This is a genomic window from Vibrio sp. S234-5, from assembly GCF_000960595.1.
In the GTDB taxonomy this organism is placed as follows: domain Bacteria; phylum Pseudomonadota; class Gammaproteobacteria; order Enterobacterales; family Vibrionaceae; genus Vibrio.
The window spans coordinates 1-409 of the sequence record NZ_JZAM01000387.1; the positions used below are offsets into that span (position 1 = coordinate 1).

1 pseudogene is annotated in these 409 nt (G+C 53.3%); it reads right to left on the bottom strand.

The annotated features are described in order from the left end of the window. A pseudogene (locus tag UF06_RS22200) lies at positions 1-409 on the bottom strand (glycogen debranching protein); the annotation flags it as partial.

The following is a 409-nucleotide window of genomic DNA, read 5'->3' on the forward strand; positions in this document are numbered from 1 at the left end:
TGGAGGATAGTCACCAGCAGCACCCTTTGCAGCAGCCCCGTTGTTTGCTGATGTTTGTCTCTTGCTTCTAGCTCGAACAACAAGGTGATCGATGGCTCGTCCCGTTCCGCTTTTACACTGTAAATAGTGCCATGCTCATTACTTGTCAACTCAAACCACAACGCATTATCGTGACCAAAGGGCAGGCGCGCTTTGACCTGCTGCCAAGCGCTTGGCAGGGCAGGGCGCAAAATAATACGCTGCTCGGCGAGTCGCGGCATAAAGCCGAGATAATCTTGCTGCGCGTTGCGCGCATACTCAGAGAGGGACCACGCTTGCTCGTAAGTGCCTGTCATCACCAAGGCGTTTTCAAGTTCTTGTTCCGCATAGAGGTTTTCACTCATGGTGCCACGGTGGCCTTGGGTTAAGG